This window comes from Streptomyces sp. NPDC032091 (assembly GCF_055580265.1).
Genome location: NZ_JBVILR010000014.1, coordinates 165,554 through 184,496, shown reverse-complemented (window position 1 = coordinate 184,496; position 18,943 = coordinate 165,554). Strand labels below are relative to the sequence as shown.

The following is an 18,943-nucleotide window of genomic DNA, read 5'->3' as shown; positions in this document are numbered from 1 at the left end:
CTCTCCTTAGGTTAGTGGTCATCGGAACGGACGAACGCGTCGGAACGAACGAACGGGGAGAGACGATGACGGGGATCGAGACCATGCGGGCCGTGGTGGTGGACGCCTTCGGCGGGCCGGAGCAGGTGCGGGTGGCCGAGGTGGAGGTGCCGCGGCCGGGGGCCGGACAGGTCCGGGTCCGGGTGCGGGCCGCCGGGGTCAACCCGGTGGACGGGGCGGTGCGCGCGGGCGTCTTCGGCGGGGCCGGTGGGCGGATCGGGCTCGGCTGGGACGTGGCGGGGGAGATCGACGAGGTCGGCGCGGGTGTGGAGGAGTGGACGCCCGGCCGCCGGGTGGTCGGCCTGCACTACGGGCCGGTCAAGCCGCTCGGCACGCACGCCGAGTACGTGGTGCTCGACGCCTCGGCGGTGGCGCCGGCGCCGGAGTCGGTCGAGGCGGCCGTGGCGGCGGCGCTGCCGCTGAGCGGGCTGACGGCCGCGCGGGCGCTGGGCCTGCTGGGGCTGGCTGCGGGTGACTCGGTGCTGATCACCGGCGCGGCCGGGTCGGTGGGCGGCATCGCCGTCCAGCTGGCCGTGCGGGCGGGGCTGGCGGTGACGGCCCTGGCGGGGGAAGGGGACGAGGAACTCGTACGGTCCCTGGGCGCGAAGGAGTTCGTCCCGCGGGGGGCGGAGCCGGCCGGGCCGGTCGACGGGGTGCTGGACGCGGCGGTGCTGGGGGCTGCCGCGCTGGGGTTCGTCCGTGACGGCGGGGCGTACGTGGGGCTGATCCCGGGGGCGGCGCCGGCCGCCGAGCGGGGGGTGCGGGTGGTGGAGCAGGAGGTCGCGGCGGACGGTGCGGAGCTGGGCCGGCTGGCCGCGCTGGTCGACGCGGGGGCGCTGACGCTGCGGGTCGCGCGGACGTTCGACCTCGCGGAGGCGGCCGAGGCGCACGCGGCGCTCGCCGCGCCGGGGACGCGGGGGCGCGTGGTCCTCACGGTCGCCTGACGCGGGCCGGCCGGGGCCGGGGCGGGGCTGGCCGCTGCGCGGAGCCTCCTGGGGCTCCGCCCCAGACCCCGCGCCTCAAACTCCCCCAGCTACCGCTGGGAGGTGCCCCCAGGCGGGGCTGGATTTCGCGCAGCGAAATTCCAGCCCGCGCGGCGTTTGAGCGCACGGGCGCGGAGCGCTCGGAACGGGTCCGGGCGGAGCCCTGGGGGCACCTCCCAGCGGTAGCTGGGCTGAGGAACGGTGGAAGGGCGGGCAGGGGACGCGCTCCGCGCAGCGGCACCCGGCACCCGGCACGCGGCGCCGACCACCGGCTACGGCCAGACGAGGCAGTACGCCTGGTGGCCGTTCTCATGGAGGCGGTGGGAGAAGTCCTGCCATTCGTGCAGCAGCTGGTAGACGTTGAACGCGTCCCGGGGTCCGCCGCGGTCGGGGACCGTCGACCAGATGAAGGCGGCGGCGCCCACCGACTCCTCGCCCACCCCGCGCAGCGGGTCGACGACCGTCATCGGGAGCTTGACCACCGCGTAGTCCGGGTGCAGGACGACCAGTTCCAGCGGCGGCACCTTGTGCAGCGGTATCCCCTCGATGCCGGTGAGGACCATCGCGGCCATCGTCTCCGGCTTGATCTTGGTGAACATGCCGCCCATGCCGAGCTCGTCGCCGCCCAGCTCCTCCGGCCGCATGGTCACCGGCACCCGCGCGGCCGTCGCGCCGTCGGGGGCGCCGAAGTACTTGTAGGTCACGCCCATGCCGCGGCCGCCCTTGGGCGTGCCGTCCGGATCCGGGACGTCGGAGACGTCCGAGACCTCGGGGATGGCGGGGAGGGCGGAGGTGGCGGGGGAGTCGGCGTCGGCGGTGCGTTCCCGGCGGTCGTCGCGGCCGTCCTTGCGGGGCCGGCCCTCCGGGCGCTCCCGGCGCTCCGGGTCCTCCGGGGGGCGGCCGGGGCCGGGGGCGGCGGACGCCTCCGCGGCCTCCGCGGTGCGGCGGTGCTTGCCTCGGCGGCGGGCCTCGCGGGCGCGCTGCGGGTCCAGGCCGTCCGTACCCTCGCCCGGTCCACCACCGCGTTGCATATCTCCACCCGACTGGTATTTCCTGCCCCGGCTTCGCGGCCCCCGCCACGCAGCCTGATCATCATGGCAGTGACCTCCCCCGAGGCGGCGCGGTGAAACGCCCCTCCGCAAGTCTGTCGCGGCCTCTGAGACCATGGCTGGTGTGAGCTACCCGTACCCGTATGAAGCCCCAGTTTCGCAGACGCTCTTCGAGCGCGCGTCCCTCGTGACCCCCGGCGGCGTGAACTCTCCCGTCCGCGCCTTCCGTGCCGTGGGCGGTACGCCCCGGTTCATGGTGTCCGGTACCGGTCCCTACCTGACCGATGCCGACGGGCGTGAGTACGTCGACCTGGTCTGCTCGTGGGGGCCGATGATCCTCGGCCACTCCCACCCCGAGGTGATCGAGGCCGTCCAGGCCGCGGTCGCCCGCGGTACCTCCTTCGGCACGCCCGGCGAGGGCGAGGTCGCCCTCGCCGAGGAGATCGTCGCCCGGATCGAGCCCGTCGAGCAGGTGCGCCTGGTGTCCTCCGGCACCGAGGCGACCATGTCGGCGATCCGGCTGGCCCGCGGCTTCACCGGTCGCGCCAAGGTCGTCAAGTTCGCCGGCTGCTACCACGGTCACGTCGACGCGTTGCTGGCCGCCGCCGGTTCCGGCCTGGCGACGTTCGCCCTGCCCGACACCCCCGGGGTGACGGGCGCGCAGGCCGGCGACACGATCGTGCTCCCCTACAACGACCTCGAAGCGGTGCGGGCGGCCTTCGCCGCGCACCCCGGTGAGATCGCCTGCGTGATCACCGAGGCGGCCCCCGGCAACATGGGCGTGGTCACCCCGCTGGAGGGCTTCAACCAGGGCCTCGCCGACCTGTGCCGGGAGAACGGCGCGCTGTACATCTCCGACGAGGTGATGACCGGATTCCGTACCTCCAAGGCCGGCTGGTACGGCGTCGACGGCGTCAAGCCGGACCTGATGACCTTCGGCAAGGTCATGGGCGGCGGCTTCCCGGCGGCGGCCTTCGGCGGCCGCGCGGACGTGATGGGCCACCTCGCGCCGGCCGGCCCGGTCTACCAGGCGGGCACGCTCTCCGGTAACCCGGTCGCCACCGCCGCCGGTCTCGCGCAGCTGCGGCTGCTGGACGACGCCGCGTACGAGAAGGTCGACGCGGTGTCGCAGGAGATCCAGGGCCTGGTGACGGCCGCGCTGGCCAAGGAGGGCGTGGCGCACCGGCTGCAGACGGCCTCCAACATGTTCTCCGTCTTCTTCACCCCGGACGAGGTCCGCGACTACGACGACGCGAAGAAGCAGGAGGGCTTCCGCTTCAACGCGTTCTTCCACTCGATGCTGGCGCAGGGCGTCTACCTGCCGCCGTCGGCGTTCGAGTCCTGGTTCGTGTCCACCGCCCACGACGAGCGCGCGATCGAGCGCGTCGCGGCCGCGCTGCCCGCCGCCGCCCGAGCCGCCGCGGAGGCGACCGCATGAGCGACATCACCGTCGTCCACGTGATGCGGCACGGCGAGGTCCACAACCCCGACGGGGTCCTGTACGGGCGCCGCGCCGGCTACCACCTGTCCGAGCTGGGCCGGCGGATGGCCGACCGGGTCGCCGAGCACCTCCAGGACCGGGACGTCACCTACGTGGTGGCCTCCCCCCTGGAGCGGGCGCAGGAGACGGCCGCGCCGATCGCGAAGACGCACGGCCTGGAGCTGGCCACCGACGGGCGGCTGATCGAGGCGGGCAACGTCTTCGAGGGCAAGACCTTCGGCGTCGGCGACGGCGCGCTGCGCAAGCCGGGCAACTGGAAGCACCTGACGAACCCGTTCAAGCCGTCGTGGGGCGAGCCGTACGTCGAGCAGGTCGTGCGGATGATGAGCGCGATCGAGGCGGCCCGGGACGCGGCGCGCGGCCACGAGGCGGTGGCGGTCAGCCACCAGTTGCCGATCTGGATCGTGCGCAGCTTCGCGGAGAAGCGGCGGCTGTGGCACGACCCGCGGCGCCGGCAGTGCACGCTGGCCTCGCTGACGTCGTTCACGTACCAGGACGACAAGCTGGTGTCGGTGGGCTACAGCGAGCCCGCGCGGGACCTGGTTCCGGCGCACCTGCTGGCAGGAGCGAAGCCCGTGAAGGGGAAGTCCAAGGCGTTCGGCGCGTAGCCGGGTGGCCTGACCTGGGCCTCGACGCCCCGTCGGGGGGTGCGGAAGATCCGCAAATCGCTCATGCGAAACTTTTCACATGAGCCTTAGCCGCGCCCCCCGTCGCCGCCGCTCGACCAGCGGCCGCGCCCTCCTGCTGACCGCGGTGACCCTCGCCAGCGCCCTGACCCTGACGGCGTGCGGCGACAGCGGCGGCAAGTCGTCCGGGTCCGCCGGCGGCAACTACGTGACGGGTCCCAGCGGCATCTCGACCGTCGCCAGGGGCGAGCGGGCCGCCGCCCCCAAGCTGGACGGCGCGACCGTCGACGGCAAGACGCTGGACACCACCACCCTCAAGGGCAAGGTCGTCGTCCTCAACGTCTGGGGCTCCTGGTGCCCGCCCTGCCGCGCCGAGGCCCCCTACTTCGCGAAGGTCTCCAAGGAGCTCGGCGACGCCGGCAAGGACGTGGCGTTCGTCGGGATCAACACCCGCGACACCAGCACGCAGAACGCCGCCGCCTTCGAGCAGAACTTCGGGATCACCTACCCGAGCCTGTACGACCCGGACGGCAAGCTGATGCTGCGCTTCCCCAAGGGCACCCTGAACCCGTCGGCGATCCCCTCCACCGTCCTCCTCGACAAGGAGGGCAGGATCGCGGCCCGTACCCTGGCCGCGGTCAACGAGGAGCAGCTGCGCTCGATGATCGACCCGCTCCTCGCGGAGCAGTGACCTCGTGGTCGAGCACCTCCTCGCCGCCGAGTCGACCGGCGTGAACACGACCGTGCTGTCCGGCGGGCTGCTGATCGCCCTGCCGATCGCCCTGCTCGCGGGGCTGGTCTCCTTCTTCTCCCCCTGCGTCCTGCCGCTCGTCCCCGGCTATCTGTCCTACGTGACCGGGGTCAGCGGCGCCGACCTCGCCGAGGCCCGGCGCGGGCGGATGGTGGCGGGCGCGAGCCTGTTCATCCTCGGGTTCACCGCCGTCTTCGTCTCCACCGGCGCGCTCTTCGGCCAGTTCGGCCAGGTCTTCCAGGGGGAGAACAAGGAGATCATCACCCGGGTGATGGGCGTCCTCGTGATCCTGCTCGGGCTGTTCTTCATGGGCTGGATCCCGGGCCTGACGATGCGCGAGTTCCGCTTCCACAGGAAGCCGACCGCGGGTCTGCTGGGGGCGCCGGTGCTCGGTGTCCTCTTCGGCATCGGCTGGACCCCCTGCATGGGGCCGACCCTCGCGGCCGTCGGCACCCTCTCCATCAACGAGGCCACCGCCGGCCGCGGCGCCCTGTTGACGGCCGTGTACTGCCTCGGTCTCGGCGTGCCCTTCATCCTCGCGGCCGTCGCCTTCCGCAAGGCGCTCGGCGCGTTCGGGTGGGTGAAGAAGCACTATGCGTGGGTGATGCGCATCGGTGGCGGCATGCTGATCGTGACCGGTCTGCTGCTCGTCACAGGAATGTGGTTCAGCATCGTCAATGAGATGCAGAGCTGGACCAACGGCTTCACGGTGGGGATCTGAGGGACTACAGGCACATGAGTACGACCGACAAGGCGCCCGCCGAGGCGCCGAACGAGGACGAGGCCGCCCGCGCGCAGCTGTCCACGGCCCCCGTCGAGGACGGCGCCGCCGCCCCCGTCGGCATCGGGGTCGTCGGCTGGGCCCGCTGGTTCTGGCGCCAGCTCACCTCCATGCGCGTGGCGCTGATCCTGCTGTTCCTGCTCTCCCTCGGCTCGATCCCCGGCTCCCTCATCCCGCAGACCCAGGTCGACGCGATGAAGGTCGCGGAGTGGAAGAAGACCCACGAGTTCTGGGTCCCGGTCGCCGAGAAGCTCCAGCTCTTCGACGTCTACAGCTCCGTGTGGTTCTCCGCGATCTACATCCTGCTGTTCGTGTCGCTGATCGGCTGCATCGTCCCGCGCACCTGGCAGTTCGTCGGCCAGCTCACCGGCCGCCCGCCCGGCGCGCCGCGCCGCCTCGACCGGCTGCCGGCGTACACGACCTGGCGTACGGAGACGGCCCCGGAGGAGGTCCTCTCCTCCGCGAAGGCCCTGCTCGGTCGGCGCCGCTTCCGCACCGAGGCCTCGGGCGGCGCCGTCGCCGCCGAGAAGGGCTACCTGCGCGAGGCCGGCAACCTGGCCTTCCACATCGCCCTGATCGTGATGCTGGTGGCCTTCGCCTGCGGGCAGCTGTTCAAGTCCGAGGGCGGCAAGCTCGTCCTGCGCGGCAAGGGCTTCTCGAACACGCTGACCCAGTACGACGACTTCAAGTCCGGCAGCCTCTTCTCCGCCGACGACCTCGCGCCGTTCTCGTTCACCCTGGACAAGTTCGACGCCAGCTACGAGAAGAGCGGCCCGCAGAAGGGCACCGCCCGCGACTTCAAGGCGTACGTCACCTACAGCGAGGGTGCCGAGGGCGCGTCGAAGAAGGCCGAGATCGAGGTCAACAAGCCGCTGGAGATCGACGGCTCGAAGATCTACCTGCTGGGCCACGGCTACGCCCCGGTCATCTCGGTGACCGACCCGAGCGGCAAGGTCGTCTACCGGGACGCCGTCCCGATGCTGCCCTTCGACGGCAACCTCAGCTCCTCGGGCGCCGTGAAGGTCCCCGACGGCTACCACAACAAGAACGGCGACAAGGAACAGCTCGGCTTCAACGCCATGTTCGTGCCGACGTTCGCGGGCGCCGGCAAGGGCACCATGCTCTCCCAGTTCCCGGACCTGAACTTCCCCGTCCTCGCCCTCAGCGCCTACCACGGCAGCCTCGGCGTGGACGCGGGTCTGCCGCAGAACGTGTACCAGCTGAACACCTCCAAGATGCAGGAGTTCAAGGACCCCGAGGGGCAGCTGTTCAAGCAGCGGCTGCTGCCCGGCGAGACGATGACCCTCCCCGACGGCGCCGGCACGGTGAAGTTCGAGGGCATCGAGCGCTGGGCCACCTTCTCCGTCACCCACCAGCCCGCCTCCGGGCTGGCCCTCGGGGGCGCCGTGATCGCCATCGGCGGTCTGGCCGCGTCCCTGTTCGTCCAGCGCCGCCGGGTCTGGGTCCGCGCGGTGCGCGGCGAGGACGGCGTGACCGTCGTCGAGATGGCGGGCCTGGGCCGCAGCGAGTCCGCGAAGCTCCCCGAGGAGCTTTCGGTGCTCTCCGCCGCCCTCTACGAGACGGCGCCGAGCCCGGCGCCGGCCGTGCCGGCGGAAGCCGGCACCACGACAGAAGAAGAAGGGGAGCGCGCATGACGCTGCTCGCGGCGGCGACGAACGAGAGCCTCGCCGATCTCAGCAACAAGCTGGTCTACGCGTCGATGGCGGTCTACACGCTCGCCTTCTTCGCGCACATCACGGAGTGGGTGTTCGGCAGCCGCAGCAAGGTCGGCCGTACGGCCGCCGCGCTGACCCCGGCCGCCGCGGCCGGCGCGGCGCCCGCCGTGCAGGTGCGGACCAAGGGCGGCGGCACGGCCGTCCTGGACAAGCCGAAGGTCGTCACCCGCGCCGCCGCGGGCGTCCGCGATGTCCCGGACGGCCCCGGCGCGGCCGGCGGCACCGAGAAGGGCGACCTGTACGGCCGCATCGCGGTCTCGCTGACCGTCCTCGGCTTCCTCATCGAGGCCTCCGGCGTGGTCTCGCGCGCCCTGTCGGTGGAGCGTGCCCCCTGGGGCAACATGTACGAGTTCAACCTGACCTTCTCCACGGTCGCGGTCGGCGCCTACCTGGCGCTGCTGGCGCTGAAGAAGAACGTCCGCTGGCTCGGCCTGATCCTGGTCACCTCGGTCCTGCTGGACCTGGGCATCGCCACCACCTGGCTGTACACCGCCAGTGACCAGCTGGTCCCGGCCCTGCACTCGTACTGGCTGTGGATCCACGTGTCCACCGCCATCTTCTGCGGCGCGGTCTTCTACATCGGCGCGGCCGGAGCGGTCCTCTACCTCTTCCGCGACAGCTACGAGAGCCACCTGGAGGCCGGGAAGACCCCGGGCCGCTTCCGCGCCTCGGTGCTGGAGCGGATGCCGTCGGCGGCCACCCTCGACAAGTTCTCGTACCGGATCAACGCGGCCGTCTTCCCGCTGTGGACGTTCACCATCGTCGCGGGCGCGATCTGGGCGGGCGACGCCTGGGGACGCTACTGGGGCTGGGACCCCAAGGAGGTCTGGTCGTTCGTGACGTGGGTGGCGTACGCCTGCTACCTGCACGCGCGGGCCACCGCCGGCTGGAAGGGCCGCAAGGCCGCCTACCTGGCGCTCTTCGCCTTCGCCTGCTGGATCTGGAACTACTACGGCGTCAACATCCTGCTGAGCGGCAAGCACTCCTACGCGGGCGTCTGACCGCGGACGGTGGGACGCTGGTGGTATGTCTCCCGTGAGCCATGCCACCAGCGAGCCGCGCGGCCCCGGCCGCTGGCTGATCCGCTTCGAACTGCACGTCCCGTACGCCTACGAAGCCGTGTGGCCGTTCCTGGCCACGGCCGACGGGCTGCAGACCTGGCTGGCGGCGGCCGACGTGCTGGAACGCCGCCTCGGCGGGGCCGTCACCCTGCGCTGGCCCAACTCCGGCACCCGGGTGTCGGGGGAGGTCACGGCCTGGGACACCGAGCGGGTGGTGGAGTACACCGTCTCCGAGCACGGCCGGATCCGCTTCCACCTGGAGCCCGTCGGCACCGACTCGACGGTGATCCGCTTCCTCGACGAGCGCGGCGGCGACGACGAGGAGCGCCTGGACTGCCTGGCCGGCTGGCACGACCACTTCGAGATGCTGGAGGCCGCGCTCGCCGGGCACCCGGCGGACTGGCCGTCCTGGACCGACGCCCGCTGGTCGCAGCTGCGTGCCTCGTACGCCGCCTAGCCCCGGCCGTGGCCTAGCCCTGGTCGACGCCTAGCCCTGGTCGTCCTTGTCCTTCTCCTCGTCCTTGCGCAGCGAGCGCAGGAACTCGGGGTTGTCGTCGGGCGCCACCCACTGCGTACGGCGCGCCCGGCCGCCCCCGCCGAAGCCCCCGCCGAAACCGCCCGCGCCGCCGGCCGCCGCGCGCTTCTTGCCGGCGAGCAGCCACACCACCGGGCCGACGATCGAGAACAGCAGGATGATCAGCACCCACACCCCCTTCGGGAGGCTCTTGACCTCCTCCTCCGGGGTGTTCAGGCAGTCGATGAAGGCGTAGATGGTCAGCGCGATGATCAGCAGGAACGGCAGATAGCGCAGCACGGTGTGGGACCGACTCCCGGGCAGTGGCGGCGGGCCCGCGCGGGGCCCCGGTGACGTCCCCAGGGTATGCGGTGACGGATACTGGGGCCCATGGCTTACGACGATCTCCGCTCGCTGCTCCGGGCCCTGGAGCGGGAGGGCGACCTCAAGCGCATCAAGGCCGAAGTCGACCCGTACCTGGAGGTCGGGGAGATCGTCGACAGAGTGAACAAGGCGGGCGGCCCCGCGCTGCTCTTCGAGAACGTGCGCGGCTCGGCGATGCCCCTGGCGATGAACGTCTTCGGCACCGACCGCCGCCTCCTGAAGGCCCTGGGCCTGAAGTCGTACGGCGAGATCAGCGAGAAGATCGGCGGTCTGCTGAAGCCCGAGCTGCCGCAGGGCTTCATCGGCGTCCGCGAGGCCTTCGGCAAGCTCGGCTCGATGGTGCACGTGCCGCCGAAGAAGGTGAAGGGCGAGTCCGCGCCCGTCCAGGAGGTCGTCCTCACCGGGGACGACGTGGACCTGGACCTGCTGCCGGCGCTGTTCACCTGGCCCAAGGACGGCGGCGACTTCTTCAACCTGGGCCTGACCCACACCAAGCACCCCGAGACCGGCGTGCGCAACCTCGGGCTCTACCGCCTCCAGCGGCACGACAAGCGCACCATCGGCATGCACTGGCAGATCCACAAGGACAGCCGCAACCACTACGCCGTCGCCGCGGCGCGCGGTGAGCGGCTGCCGGTCGCGATCGCCTTCGGCTGCCCGCCGGCCGTCACCTACGCCTCGACCGCGCCGCTGCCGGGCGACATCGACGAGTACCTGTTCGCCGGGTTCGTGGCGGGCAAGCGGATCGAGATGGTCGACTGCAAGACCGTCCCGCTCCAGGTCCCGGCCAACGCGGAGGTCGTGATCGAGGGCTGGCTGGAGCCGGGGGAGATGCTGCCGGAGGGTCCGTTCGGCGACCACACCGGCTTCTACACCCCGCAGGAGCCCTTCCCCGCGCTGAAGATCGACTGTGTGACGATGCGGAAGCGTCCGCTGCTCCAGTCGATCGTCGTCGGCCGGCCGCCGACGGAGGACGGCCCGCTGGGCCGCGCGACGGAACGCTTCTTCCTGCCGCTGCTGAAGATCATCGTCCCGGACATCGTGGACTACCACCTGCCCGAGTCCGGCGGCTTCCACAACTGCGCGATCGTCTCGATCGACAAGAAGTACCCCAAGCACGCCCAGAAGGTGATGCACGCCATCTGGGGTGCGCACATGATGTCGCTGACCAAGCTGATCATCGTGGTGGACAAGGACTGCGACGTCCACGACCTGCACGAGGTGTCCTGGCGGGCCCTCGGCAACACCGACTACTCCCGCGACCTCACCGTGGTCGAGGGGCCGGTGGACCACCTGGACCACGCCTCGTACCAGCAGTTCTGGGGCGGCAAGGCGGGCATCGACGCGACCAAGAAGCTGCCGGAGGAGGGCTACACCCGCGACGGCGGCTGGCCCGACATGGTCGAGTCCGACCCGGCGACGGCGGCCCTGGTGGACCGCCGCTGGAAGGAGTACGGCCTGTGAGCACGGCGATGGGCGGCCCCGCCCTCTTCATCGGCACCGACGAGACCTACGTGGCCCTCGTGCGCCCGCGCCTGGACCCGGCCGACCCGGAGGTCCGGGAGGCGGCGGAGCAGGCGGGCGTGAGCCCCGAGGAGTTCGCCGGCCCCGGCACGGTGTGGGCGCTGATGTGGGAGCAGGACGGGGTGGACGGCGGCGGCTTCGAGCTGCCGGGCCTGCGGGACGCGGAGGCCGAGGACTTCGCCGACCGGTTGCTGGCCGAGCTGTCCTTCGAGAGCGGCCCGTTCATCGTCGGGGCGGGCGAGGTGCTGCGCGTCCAGGCGTACCCGCAGGGCGAGGGCTGCCGTTTCACGGCCGTCGTCACCCCGCCGGAGGGCGAGGAGCTCGGCCCCGTCACCCTCGACATCCCGGCGGTGGACGCCGACGCGCTCCGCGCCGACCTCGCGGACTTCCGCCGGAGCCTCGCATGATGACCACCGCCGAAGGCGTGCTCGGCCCCGGACAGGCGCCGCGGCCCGCTGGCAAGGTCAGGGCCTTCCTGCGGCTGGTGATGATCGAGCACTCGGTCTTCGCGCTGCCGTTCGCGTACATCGCCGCGCTGACCGCCATGTTCCGGCTGGACGGGCGGATGCACTGGCGGGAGCTGCTGCTGGTCACGGTGTGCATGGTGGGCCTGCGGACCTTCGCGATGGCCGCGAACCGGATCATCGACCGCGAGCTCGACGCCCGCAACCCGCGCACCGCCGGCCGCGAGCTGGTCACCGGCGCGGTGTCGGTGCGCTCGGCGTGGACGGGTGCGGGCATCGCCCTGGTCGTCTTCCTCGGGTCGGCCGCCCTCCTCAACCCGCTGTGCCTGGCGCTGGCGCCGGTCGCGGTGGTGCCGATGGTGGTCTACCCGTACGGCAAGCGGTTCACGAACTTCCCGCAGGCCATCCTGGGCCTGGCCCAGGCGATGGGCCCGGTCGGCGCGTGGCTGGCGGTGACGGGGGAGTGGTCCTGGGAGGCCGTCGTCCTCGGTCTGGCCATCGGCGTGTGGATCGGCGGCTTCGACCTGATCTACGCCTGCCAGGACGTGGAGTCCGACCGCGCCGAGGGCGTCAAGTCGGTCCCGGCCCGCTTCGGCGTCCCGGGGGCCCTGTGGGGCGCCCGCGCCTGCCACGCCGTCACCACGGCCCTGCTGGCGGCCTACGCGGTCCTCACGGACGGCGGCGCGTTCCTGTGGCTGGGCCTGCTGATCGTCGCGGCGGCGTTCCTGTACGAGCACACGATCGTCAAGCCGCACGACCTGTCGCGGCTGAACCGGGCGTTCTTCACCGTCAACGGCTTCATCGGGATCGCCCTGTTCGTGTGCGCGCTCGCCGATCTGGTGGTGCGGGGTCTGACCCTCTAGCTAGCGTGCGGCCTACCATCGAGTGCATGGACAGGGAGGCCGACGTGACCGTCTCGGAGAGCGACCGCCTGCACTCGCAGCTCAGCCGGTTCGAGGACATGTTCCCGGGCTACCGGATGGAGATTGTCGAGGGCGCCATCGTGATGAGTCCGCTGAAGCCGCACCACGCCCGGACGATCCGGCTGCTGTGGAACGTGCTGGAAGCACAGCTGTCGGCGGAGTGGGGCTTCATCAGTGACGTCGCTGTCCCGTTCGACGGTGACAACGAGTTCTGCCCGGACCTGGCGCTTATCCCCGCGCCGGAGGCGGACAAGAACCTCAGTGCGTACCCGCCCGACCTGATCGAGCTGGCCATCGAGGTGGTGTCGCCGAGCAGCGTCCGCAACGACTACGAGGTCAAGGACCGGGCCTACGCCCGGCGCGGGATCCCGCACTACCTGATCTTCGACCCCTACAAGGCGCAGTGCACGACCCTGTGGAACCCCGGCCCCGACGGCTACCGGGGCCGGGACGTGATCCCGTACGGCGGGACGGTCGTCGTGGAGAGCGGGATCGGGAAGCTGTCCGTGGAGACGGCCGGGCTGCCGGTGGACCCCTCCGCCGTCAGCTGACCCGGCGGGCCGGGCGGCGGTACCGGAGGGCGGCCGCCACGCCTGCGGCGAGGCCGATGAGGTGGGCGTACCAGGCGACACCGGGGTCCGTGGGCAGGATGCCGAGGAGCAGCGATCCACCCCACCAGGCCGCGATGACGATGCCCACCACGGCGTTCAGCGGCCTGCGCTCCACGAAGCCGCGGACGACCACGTAGCCGAAGAGGCCGTAGACCAGGCCGGAGGCGCCCGCCCCGATGGTGTTCGGCGGGGCGACCAGCCAGCAGCCGATCCCGTCCGCCAGCATGATCAGCACGCTCACGGCGAGGAACCGGCGTATGCCGCTGAGGGCGGCGATGAAGCCGAAGACCAGCAGCGGGATGCTGTTGGAGGCGACGTGGCCGAAGCCGAAGTGCAGGAACGGGCACGCGACGATGCCGATCAGATGGTCGGTGTCGCGCGGCCTGATCCCGTACTGGTCCAGCGCGTGCCCCGTCGCGTAGTCGACCGCCTCCAGGGCCCACAGCAGTGCCACCCAGCCCAGCATCAGCTTGGCGGCGGCCGCCGCGCGTTCCCTCCGGGACCAGTCCGGGACCTTCGTGTCCACCGCGTTCGTACTCATGTGCCATGTCCCCCGGGGCGTGTCGTGCGTCCGGCACACCTTAACGAGTGGCCCGCGGGTGTGGCCGGATAGTCTCGGAGGTATGACTGAGCGCAAGCGCACCCCCTGGGTGGTGGGGGTTTCCGGGGCATCGGGGACGCCGTACGCGGCCTCGGTGGTCCGAGGGCTGCTCGCGGCGGGCGAGGCGGTGGACCTGGTGGTCAGCCGGGCCTCGCGGCTCACTCTGCTGGACGAGACCGGGATCGCCTTCCGGGACGCGCACTGGCGGGACGATCTGGCCGAGTGGCTGGCGCGGGGCGCCGACGGGAAGCCGGGGACCTTCGAGGTGTCCGGGCTGGACGACGTGCGGTACTGGGCGGCCGGGGACCTGGCGGCCGGGCCGAGTTCGGGTTCGTACCCGGTCAAGGGGATGCTGATCGTGCCCGCTTCCACGGCCTGCGTGGCCGGGGTGGCGCTCGGGCTGTCGAAGGACCTGCTCCAGCGCGTCGCGAGCGTGACGCTGAAGGAGCGGCGCAGGCTGGTGGTCGCGGTGCGGGAGACCCCGCTGAACGGGCAGACGCTGAGGCATCTGGTGGCGCTGGACGAGGCGGGCGCGGTCGTGCTGCCCGCCTCTCCGGCGTTCTACGCGGGTGCGACGCACATCCAGGACCTGGTGGACTTCGTCGCGGGGCGGGTGCTCGACGCGGCAGGGGTGCCGCACGGTCTGTACCGCCGTTGGGAGGGGGAGCTTGGCAGCGCCCGCCCCCGTGACTAGCGCTTCTTGGCGCGGAGCGGCCTGCGGGTCTTGTCGTTGCGGTAGGCGGCTGCGGGCTGGTCGGTGCGGGATCGGTTGGCCAGCTCCTGGAGCTGTCGCATGTGCGCGTAGGCCATCTCGATCGTGTACACGGTGAACCACTCCTGAAGATCGTCATTGATCTGTTGAAAGATTCACAGGGTGTTGACCCTGTGCGCCTTTGATTCTATACCTAAACTTGCAGGAACGCCGAATAATGGAAGGCTCCACGTAATGGACACGGTGGACAGGCAGCTCATCCAGGCACTCCGTGAGAACGGTCGTGCCTCGTACGCGGAGCTGGGCCGTCTCGTGGGCCTCTCCGGCCCCAGCGTCACCGACCGGATCAACCGTCTCGAATCGGCCGGCGTCATCACCGGCTACCGCGCGACCGTGGCCGCCGCCGAGCTCGGGCTCGGCGTCACCGCGCTGATCGGCATCTCCCTCTCCGACGCCGCCGACCACGAGGACGTGGCCCGCCGGCTGCGCGACCTCGCCGAGATCGAGGACTGCTGGTTCATCGCCGGCGACGACTCCTTCATGCTCAAGGTCCGCGCCAGCGACGTCGACGGCCTGGAGAAGATCATCCGCAAGCTCTCCGGCACCAAGGGCGTCTCGCGCACCCGTACCACGATCGTGCTCTCCACCAAGTGGGAGAACCGGGTCGGCGAGCTGCCCGAGGACGCCTGAGAGTACGGTGGGTGGCGGTTGCACACAGGCTGGGACAGGGACAGGAAGACAGGGAGACACCGGCATGGACGCTGGGCTCAAGCGCGAGCTGGAGGAGAAGGTCCGCTCCGGCGAGCGGCTGACGCGTGAGGACGGCATCGCCCTCTACGAGTCGGACGACCTGGCGTGGCTGGGCGGTCTCGCCCACGAGGTGCGCACCCGCAAGAACGGCGACGTCGTCCACTTCAACGTCAACCGCCACCTCAACATGACGAACGTGTGCACCGCCTCCTGCGCGTACTGCTCGTTCCAGCGCAAGCCGGGCGAGAAGGACGCGTACACGATGCGCATCGAGGAGGCCGTCCGCCTGGCCAAGGCCATGGAGGGCGAGAACCTCACCGAGCTGCACATCGTCAACGGGCTGCACCCGTCCCTCCCGTGGCGCTACTACCCGCGGTCGCTGTCGGCCCTCAAGGAGGCGCTGCCGAGCGTCTCGCTGAAGGCGTTCACGGCGACGGAGATCCACCACTTCGAGACCATCTCGGGCCTGTCGGCCTCCGAGATCCTCGACGAGCTGATCGAGGCGGGGCTGGAGTCCCTGACCGGCGGCGGCGCGGAGATCTTCGACTGGGAGGTCCGCCAGCACATCGTCGACCACCGCACCCACTGGGAGGACTGGTCGCGCATCCACCGCCTGGCGCACGAGAAGGGGCTCAAGACCCCGGCGACGATGCTCTACGGGCACATCGAGGAGCCGCGCCACCGCGTGGACCACGTGCTGCGGCTGCGCGAGCTCCAGGACGAGACCGGCGGCTTCCAGGTCTTCATCCCGCTGCGCTACCAGCACGACTTCGTGGACATGAAGGACGGCAAGGTCCGCAACAAGCTCCAGGCGCGCACGACGATGGCGACGGGCGCCGAGGCGCTGAAGACCTTCGCGGTCTCCCGTCTCCTCTTCGACAACGTGCCGCACGTGAAGGTCTTCTGGGTGATGCACGGCGTGCAGACCGCCCAGCTCGCCCTCCAGCACGGCGCGGACGACATGGACGGCTCGGTCGTCGAGTACAAGATCACGCACGACGCGGACAACTACGGCACCCCGAACAAGCTGACCCGCGACGACCTCCTCGAACTGATCCGCGAGGCCGGCTTCCGCCCGGTCGAGCGCAACACGCGCTACGAGATCATCCGCGAGTACCCCGGCCCGGACGCCGCGCTGCGCGAGACCCCGCAGGCGATGCGCGTCTGACGCCCCCCCCGGCACCGCACGGAGAGGCCCCGGTCCCTGACGGACCGGGGCCTTCCGTATGTCCGGAAAGCCGTTGCCGAGGGGATGGGTAATGAATACTCTTCGCTGGTGACCCTTACTTTTACCTTCGATCCCGTCGTCGACCCCGCCCTCCGCGACGGCATCGCGGAGCTGTGGACCGAGGTCTCCAACGCCGGCGGGGCCGTCGGCTTCGTCCCGCCCGTCACCATCGAGGACATCCGGCCCGAACTGGTCAGGCACCTCGTCGCGATGGCCGAGGGCCGCCACCGGCTGCTGGTCGGGCGCGACGGGGACGGGAACGTCGCGGCCGCGGCCTTCCTCGCCCCCAACACGCACCGCCTCATGACGCACTGGGCGTACGCGTACACGGTCATGGTCCGCCCCGCCCTCCAGGGCCGCGGCGCCGGCCGGGCCCTGATGGCCGCCCTCGCCGACGCGGCCCGCACCCTGGACGGCATCGAGGCCGTCGTCCTGGAGTGCCGCGGCGGCCTCGGCCTGGAGCACTTCTACGCCGCCTGCGGCTACAAGGAGGTCGGCCGCGTCCCCGGAGCCATCCGCGTGGCCCCCGGCGACGACCGCGACGGCATCACGATGCTACTGCCCCTGCTCTGAGGCCCCCCGACAGCCGTGGGCCGCGGCCCGGCGTGCTTCACTGGACGGGTACCTGCCGACGTGTCCGACGTTTCCGATGAGAAAGAAGGGGTCATCGTGTCCCTCAAGCCGAGTGCGACGATCCGCTACACCGCGATGCGCCTGGGCATCTTCGTCGGATGTCTGGTCCTCGTGGCCCTGCTGGTCCACTTCGGCCTCGTGCCCGCCGGGCTGGGCGCCGCCAACCCCGCCTGGATCGTGCTGCTCGCGCTGGTGCTCTCCGCGCCGCTGTCCTTCATCCTGCTGCGCAAGCAGCGTGACGAGATGTCCGCGCAGATCTCCGGACGCGTCGCGGATGCGAAGCAGAAGCTCGCCGCGAACCGCAGCCAGGAGGACGCGGCCGACGACGCCGCCCGCGCCTGACGCCGCGCGCCCCGCGCGTACCCCTTCCGCGAGCCCCAGCGACGGGAACACCCCCCGTCCCGCTGGGGCTTCGGCGTTCCCGGGTTCCCGCAGGCCCCGCCGGTCCACTCCGCCGCGATTGGTGCTCAAAGCATCCCTTTGAGTTTCTCAAAGCGGAAGTGTTAGCGTGTTCAACATGTTGACCGCCGCAGCGCACCCGATGAGCCCGAGCTCCCCGCTCGTGGCGCGCCTGCACGTCGACCTCTGCCGCCGCGTGTCCGCGGCCTGTTGCTGTTGCCGCTGAAGCGCCCGCAGCAGCGGTCGCCGGCCGGCCCGGCCCCTTCCCGGCTGCCGCCGTACCGCATCCCCCGCAGAAACCTTCCGCCGTACGTCCGCGCGTCCCCCGGAGATTGCCGTGTCCGCGTCCCCCCAGGCCCAGGCTCCCGCCAAGGCCTCGTTCAAGTTCCCCTTCTGGGCCCAGATCGTCGCCGGCCTCGCGTTCGGCGTCCTCTTCGGCTGGATCGCCCGCAGCCAGGACGTCAGCTGGCTGAAGACCACCCTGGAGCAGGTCGGCGACATCTTCATCCAGCTGCTCAAGCTGGCCGTCGCCCCGCTCGTGTTCTTCGCGATCCTGGTGTCCATCACCAACCTGCGGAAGGTGAACAACGCCGCCCGCCTCGCGACCCGCACCCTGCTCTGGTTCATGATCACCTCGCTGATCGCGGTGGGCATCGGCCTCGCCATCGGCCTGCTGACCGACCCGGGCGCCGGCACCGGCCTCACCCCGGCCGACGGCAAGGAGCCCAAGCGGCACGGCTCCTGGATCGACTTCCTGACCGGCATCGTGCCGAAGGACATCGTCACCCCGTTCACCGAGCTGAACGTCCTCCAGATCGTCTTCCTCGCCGCCGTCGCCGGCATCGCGGCCCTCCAGCTCGGCGCCAAGGCCCAGCCCGTCCTGAACCTCGCCGAGTCCGTCCTGGAACTCCTCCAGAAGGCCCTGTGGTGGGTCATCCGCCTCGCCCCCCTCGGCACCGTCGGCCTCATCGGCACCGCCATCGCCAGCTACGGCTGGGACCTCATCGGCAAGTACGCCACCTTCACCGCCGACATCTACATCGGCTGCGCCCTGGTCATGTTCGGCGTCTACCCGCTGCTCCTCGCCACGGTCGCGAAGGTCAACCCGGTCCAGTTCTTCAAGGGCGCCTGGCCCGCCATCCAGCTGGCCTTCGTCTCCCGCTCCTCGGTCGGCACCATGCCGGTCACCCAGAAGGTCACCGAGCGCCTCGGCGTCCCGAAGGAGTACGCCTCCTTCTCCGTCCCGTTCGGCGCCACCACCAAGATGGACGGCTGCGCCGCGATCTACCCGGCCCTCGCCGCGATCTTCATCGCCAACATCTTCGACGTGCAGCTGGGCATCAAGGAGTACCTGCTCATCGCGTTCGTCTCGGTCGTCGGCTCCGCCGCCACGGCCGGCCTGACCGGCGCGACGGTCATGCTCACCCTGACCCTCTCCACCCTGGGCCTGCCGCTCGCCGGCGTCGGCCTGCTCATGGCGATCGACCCGATCCTCGACATGATGCGCACGGCCACCAACGTCGCCGGCCAGGCCGTCGTCCCGGTCCTCGTCTCCGCCCGTGAGGGGATCCTGGACAAGGAGGCCTACGCCACCGCCTCGTCCTCCCCGCTGGACGAGGCCCCCGCCGCCCAGCCGGCCCCGGTCGCCGTCGCCGCCTGACGCGCCCGCGACC

Annotated in this window: 22 protein-coding genes; 18 read left to right on the top strand and 4 right to left on the bottom strand. The window is 71.3% G+C overall.

Annotated features, from left to right (window positions below; genetic code table 11):
* The first annotated feature begins 83 nt into the window (after positions 1 to 83).
* Entirely contained in the window at positions 84 to 983 is a 900-nt protein-coding gene (locus ACZ5NJ_RS23085) for an NADP-dependent oxidoreductase (RefSeq protein WP_468767071.1), read from the top strand.
* Between the two features lie 311 nt (positions 984 to 1,294).
* Here ACZ5NJ_RS23085 and ACZ5NJ_RS23080 read toward each other — a convergent pair whose 3' ends face one another.
* Positions 1,295 to 1,732 carry a hypothetical protein gene (locus tag ACZ5NJ_RS23080; protein ID WP_344151394.1) on the bottom strand — a complete coding sequence of 146 codons (438 nt, stop codon included), beginning with the start codon at positions 1,730 to 1,732 and terminating at the stop codon, positions 1,295 to 1,297.
* 454 nt (positions 1,733 to 2,186) lie between these two features.
* Here ACZ5NJ_RS23080 and hemL point away from each other — a divergent pair, with 454 nt between their 5' ends.
* From hemL to ACZ5NJ_RS23045, 7 genes are all read left to right on the top strand, one after another.
* Positions 2,187 to 3,509: a glutamate-1-semialdehyde 2,1-aminomutase gene (hemL, locus tag ACZ5NJ_RS23075; RefSeq protein ID WP_468766994.1), complete on the top strand. Its 1,323-nt coding sequence runs from the start codon at positions 2,187 to 2,189 to the stop codon at positions 3,507 to 3,509.
* Entirely contained in the window at positions 3,506 to 4,180 is a 675-nt protein-coding gene (locus ACZ5NJ_RS23070) for a histidine phosphatase family protein (protein ID WP_468766993.1), read from the top strand. Before hemL ends, ACZ5NJ_RS23070 begins: the two co-directional genes overlap by 4 nt.
* A gap of 79 nt (positions 4,181 to 4,259) precedes the next feature.
* Positions 4,260 to 4,889, top strand: a complete 630-nt coding sequence (locus tag ACZ5NJ_RS23065; RefSeq protein WP_468766992.1) for a TlpA family protein disulfide reductase — start codon at positions 4,260 to 4,262, stop codon at positions 4,887 to 4,889.
* A 4-nt stretch (positions 4,890 to 4,893) separates the two neighbouring features.
* Entirely contained in the window at positions 4,894 to 5,670 is a 777-nt protein-coding gene (locus ACZ5NJ_RS23060; RefSeq protein WP_468766991.1) for a cytochrome c biogenesis CcdA family protein, read from the top strand.
* A 14-nt stretch (positions 5,671 to 5,684) separates the two neighbouring features.
* Positions 5,685 to 7,385 carry a cytochrome c biogenesis protein ResB gene (resB, locus tag ACZ5NJ_RS23055; protein ID WP_468766990.1) on the top strand — a complete coding sequence of 567 codons (1,701 nt, stop codon included), beginning with the start codon at positions 5,685 to 5,687 and terminating at the stop codon, positions 7,383 to 7,385.
* Positions 7,382 to 8,467: a c-type cytochrome biogenesis protein CcsB gene (gene ccsB, locus ACZ5NJ_RS23050; protein ID WP_468766989.1), complete on the top strand. Its 1,086-nt coding sequence runs from the start codon at positions 7,382 to 7,384 to the stop codon at positions 8,465 to 8,467. The genes resB and ccsB overlap by 4 nt, the downstream gene beginning before the upstream one ends.
* Before the next feature lie 25 nt (positions 8,468 to 8,492).
* Positions 8,493 to 8,984 (top strand): SRPBCC domain-containing protein, encoded by a 492-nt coding sequence (locus ACZ5NJ_RS23045; protein ID WP_468766987.1) that lies wholly within the window; start codon positions 8,493 to 8,495, stop codon positions 8,982 to 8,984.
* A 30-nt stretch (positions 8,985 to 9,014) separates the two neighbouring features.
* On the opposite strand, the gene ACZ5NJ_RS23040 is transcribed toward ACZ5NJ_RS23045, so the two are convergent.
* Complete coding sequence (locus ACZ5NJ_RS23040; protein ID WP_468766986.1) at positions 9,015 to 9,341, bottom strand: PLD nuclease N-terminal domain-containing protein; 327 nt, start codon at positions 9,339 to 9,341, stop codon at positions 9,015 to 9,017.
* A 90-nt stretch (positions 9,342 to 9,431) separates the two neighbouring features.
* Between ACZ5NJ_RS23040 and ACZ5NJ_RS23035 the strand changes: the two genes are divergently transcribed.
* Genes ACZ5NJ_RS23035 through ACZ5NJ_RS23020 form a run of 4 tightly spaced genes read left to right on the top strand, consistent with a single transcriptional unit; the run spans position 9,432 to position 12,887 of the window.
* Positions 9,432 to 10,889: a menaquinone biosynthesis decarboxylase gene (locus ACZ5NJ_RS23035; protein ID WP_365145599.1), complete on the top strand. Its 1,458-nt coding sequence runs from the start codon at positions 9,432 to 9,434 to the stop codon at positions 10,887 to 10,889.
* Positions 10,886 to 11,356 carry a hypothetical protein gene (locus ACZ5NJ_RS23030; protein ID WP_468766985.1) on the top strand — a complete coding sequence of 157 codons (471 nt, stop codon included), beginning with the start codon at positions 10,886 to 10,888 and terminating at the stop codon, positions 11,354 to 11,356. The genes ACZ5NJ_RS23035 and ACZ5NJ_RS23030 overlap by 4 nt, the downstream gene beginning before the upstream one ends.
* Entirely contained in the window at positions 11,353 to 12,276 is a 924-nt protein-coding gene (mqnP, locus tag ACZ5NJ_RS23025; RefSeq protein WP_468766984.1) for a menaquinone biosynthesis prenyltransferase MqnP, read from the top strand. Before ACZ5NJ_RS23030 ends, mqnP begins: the two co-directional genes overlap by 4 nt.
* A gap of 26 nt (positions 12,277 to 12,302) precedes the next feature.
* The gene (locus ACZ5NJ_RS23020; RefSeq protein ID WP_468766983.1) at positions 12,303 to 12,887 is read left to right on the top strand and encodes a Uma2 family endonuclease; all 585 of its coding nucleotides are present in this window, start codon (positions 12,303 to 12,305) and stop codon (positions 12,885 to 12,887) included.
* Here ACZ5NJ_RS23020 and ACZ5NJ_RS23015 read toward each other — a convergent pair.
* Positions 12,880 to 13,488 (bottom strand): rhomboid family intramembrane serine protease, encoded by a 609-nt coding sequence (locus ACZ5NJ_RS23015; protein ID WP_468766982.1) that lies wholly within the window; start codon positions 13,486 to 13,488, stop codon positions 12,880 to 12,882. The two genes, ACZ5NJ_RS23020 and ACZ5NJ_RS23015, sit on opposite strands and share 8 nt — an antisense overlap.
* Before the next feature lie 82 nt (positions 13,489 to 13,570).
* On the opposite strand from ACZ5NJ_RS23015, the gene ACZ5NJ_RS23010 reads away from it, so the two are divergent.
* Positions 13,571 to 14,242, top strand: a complete 672-nt coding sequence (locus tag ACZ5NJ_RS23010; protein WP_468766981.1) for a UbiX family flavin prenyltransferase — start codon at positions 13,571 to 13,573, stop codon at positions 14,240 to 14,242.
* On the opposite strand, the gene ACZ5NJ_RS23005 is transcribed toward ACZ5NJ_RS23010, so the two are convergent.
* Positions 14,239 to 14,373 (bottom strand): hypothetical protein, encoded by a 135-nt coding sequence (locus ACZ5NJ_RS23005; RefSeq protein ID WP_281187172.1) that lies wholly within the window; start codon positions 14,371 to 14,373, stop codon positions 14,239 to 14,241. The two genes, ACZ5NJ_RS23010 and ACZ5NJ_RS23005, sit on opposite strands and share 4 nt — an antisense overlap.
* Before the next feature lie 121 nt (positions 14,374 to 14,494).
* On the opposite strand from ACZ5NJ_RS23005, the gene ACZ5NJ_RS23000 reads away from it, so the two are divergent.
* From ACZ5NJ_RS23000 to ACZ5NJ_RS22980, 5 genes are all read left to right on the top strand, one after another.
* On the top strand, positions 14,495 to 14,950 hold the full coding sequence (locus tag ACZ5NJ_RS23000; RefSeq protein ID WP_344151061.1) for an Lrp/AsnC family transcriptional regulator: 456 nt from the start codon (positions 14,495 to 14,497) through the stop codon (positions 14,948 to 14,950).
* Positions 14,951 to 15,014: 64 nt separating this feature from the next.
* Positions 15,015 to 16,178, top strand: a complete 1,164-nt coding sequence (gene mqnE / locus ACZ5NJ_RS22995) for an aminofutalosine synthase MqnE (protein WP_468766980.1) — start codon at positions 15,015 to 15,017, stop codon at positions 16,176 to 16,178.
* A gap of 108 nt (positions 16,179 to 16,286) precedes the next feature.
* Complete coding sequence (locus ACZ5NJ_RS22990) at positions 16,287 to 16,811, top strand: GNAT family N-acetyltransferase (RefSeq protein ID WP_468766979.1); 525 nt, start codon at positions 16,287 to 16,289, stop codon at positions 16,809 to 16,811.
* Between the two features lie 96 nt (positions 16,812 to 16,907).
* Positions 16,908 to 17,213: a DUF4229 domain-containing protein gene (locus ACZ5NJ_RS22985; RefSeq protein ID WP_468766978.1), complete on the top strand. Its 306-nt coding sequence runs from the start codon at positions 16,908 to 16,910 to the stop codon at positions 17,211 to 17,213.
* Between the two features lie 394 nt (positions 17,214 to 17,607).
* Positions 17,608 to 18,930, top strand: coding sequence for a dicarboxylate/amino acid:cation symporter (locus ACZ5NJ_RS22980; RefSeq protein WP_468766977.1), 1,323 nt, complete (start codon positions 17,608 to 17,610; stop codon positions 18,928 to 18,930).
* Positions 18,931 to 18,943: the final 13 nt, after the last annotated feature.

What these genes read in the sequence shown, in the direction of transcription:
- ACZ5NJ_RS23020 (WP_468766983.1), top strand. Translation starts at nt 12,303, where the DNA reads ATGGACAGGGAGGCCGACGTGACCGTCTCGGAGAGCGACCGCCTGCAC.
- resB (WP_468766990.1), top strand. Translation starts at nt 5,685, where the DNA reads ATGAGTACGACCGACAAGGCGCCCGCCGAGGCGCCGAACGAGGACGAG.
- ACZ5NJ_RS23000 (WP_344151061.1), top strand. Translation starts at nt 14,495, where the DNA reads ATGGACACGGTGGACAGGCAGCTCATCCAGGCACTCCGTGAGAACGGT.
- hemL (WP_468766994.1), top strand. Translation starts at nt 2,187, where the DNA reads ATGGCTGGTGTGAGCTACCCGTACCCGTATGAAGCCCCAGTTTCGCAG.
- ACZ5NJ_RS23010 (WP_468766981.1), top strand. Translation starts at nt 13,571, where the DNA reads ATGACTGAGCGCAAGCGCACCCCCTGGGTGGTGGGGGTTTCCGGGGCA.
- ACZ5NJ_RS23065 (WP_468766992.1), top strand. Translation starts at nt 4,260, where the DNA reads ATGAGCCTTAGCCGCGCCCCCCGTCGCCGCCGCTCGACCAGCGGCCGC.
- ACZ5NJ_RS23080 (WP_344151394.1), bottom strand. Translation starts at nt 1,732, where the DNA reads ATGGGCGTGACCTACAAGTACTTCGGCGCCCCCGACGGCGCGACGGCC.
- mqnE (WP_468766980.1), top strand. Translation starts at nt 15,015, where the DNA reads ATGGACGCTGGGCTCAAGCGCGAGCTGGAGGAGAAGGTCCGCTCCGGC.
- ACZ5NJ_RS23035 (WP_365145599.1), top strand. Translation starts at nt 9,432, where the DNA reads ATGGCTTACGACGATCTCCGCTCGCTGCTCCGGGCCCTGGAGCGGGAG.
- ccsB (WP_468766989.1), top strand. Translation starts at nt 7,382, where the DNA reads ATGACGCTGCTCGCGGCGGCGACGAACGAGAGCCTCGCCGATCTCAGC.
- ACZ5NJ_RS23015 (WP_468766982.1), bottom strand. Translation starts at nt 13,488, where the DNA reads ATGAGTACGAACGCGGTGGACACGAAGGTCCCGGACTGGTCCCGGAGG.
- ACZ5NJ_RS23070 (WP_468766993.1), top strand. Translation starts at nt 3,506, where the DNA reads ATGAGCGACATCACCGTCGTCCACGTGATGCGGCACGGCGAGGTCCAC.
- ACZ5NJ_RS23045 (WP_468766987.1), top strand. Translation starts at nt 8,493, where the DNA reads ATGTCTCCCGTGAGCCATGCCACCAGCGAGCCGCGCGGCCCCGGCCGC.
- ACZ5NJ_RS23085 (WP_468767071.1), top strand. Translation starts at nt 84, where the DNA reads ATGCGGGCCGTGGTGGTGGACGCCTTCGGCGGGCCGGAGCAGGTGCGG.
- mqnP (WP_468766984.1), top strand. Translation starts at nt 11,353, where the DNA reads ATGATGACCACCGCCGAAGGCGTGCTCGGCCCCGGACAGGCGCCGCGG.